Origin of the sequence: Rhodobacter sp. NTK016B, assembly GCF_017303295.1 — a bacterium.
Lineage (GTDB): Bacteria > Pseudomonadota > Alphaproteobacteria > Rhodobacterales > Rhodobacteraceae > Pararhodobacter.
Window position 1 is genome coordinate 1 of the sequence record NZ_JAFKOK010000084.1, and the last position, 207, is coordinate 207.

The following is a 207-nucleotide window of genomic DNA, read 5'->3' on the forward strand; positions in this document are numbered from 1 at the left end:
TCCTTCGAAAGGTGCACGAGGTTCTGAGCCCCGAGCATCCCTCGCGCGAAGTCACGCTGCGCGGGTCGGCGCAATGGGGCAAGACGGTCTCGGTTCTGATTCCGACGCTGGCCGCTTGGCACGAATACGGCCCGCTCGACAGCCTTGTGGTGCACCCGACCAGCTCGGCCGCGACCGAATGGGTCCGCACGAAATGGATGCCGATTC

1 pseudogene is annotated in these 207 nt (G+C 65.2%); it reads left to right on the forward strand.

The annotated features are described in order from the left end of the window. A pseudogene (locus JI664_RS23795) lies at window positions 1-207 on the forward strand (terminase); the annotation flags it as partial.